At 38.8% G+C, this 438-nt stretch carries 1 protein-coding gene; it reads right to left on the minus strand.

The genetic code is table 11. The annotated features are described in order from the left end of the window. Positions 1-297 (minus strand): helix-turn-helix domain-containing protein (locus B7C60_RS01150; RefSeq protein ID WP_157928667.1); only part of this gene is annotated, 297 nt, incomplete at its 3' end. Positions 298-438 lie beyond the last annotated feature (141 nt).

Here is a 438-nt window from a genome sequence, read left to right on the forward strand (position 1 = left end):
ACCAGAAGAGTCAGACGCGTGCGCTTTAATAAACTGACTTAACTGCTCACGTTGCTCAGGGGTAAGAAAGGCGGGTCGCCCAGTCCTTGGTTTTTCTTGAAGACCTTCGAGCCCGTGCTCTAAAAAGGTTTGAACCCATTTGTTTACGCTAGTGCGGCTCACTTTTAGGTATTTGGCAATTTGTGTTCGAGATTGTCCATCTTTGAAATGAGCAAGAGCCAGTAATCTCATTTTCATCTGAATGGATTTTTGCTGACTGGCGAGCTTTTTAAAGTCGATATTATTAAGGCTATTCATGACGAATGACGGTAGTAGTTAAATAGCCTTAATTAGATCATATTTTTATTTAGATTGGTATTATCCAAGAAAAGCCCATATGATTAAGTAAATAATAAATGGAGTCAGGATGATAATGTTTGCCAAATTCGTTGACGATAT

Origin of the sequence: Vibrio fujianensis, from assembly GCF_002749895.1 — a bacterium.
Classification (GTDB): Bacteria; Pseudomonadota; Gammaproteobacteria; order Enterobacterales; family Vibrionaceae; genus Vibrio; species Vibrio fujianensis.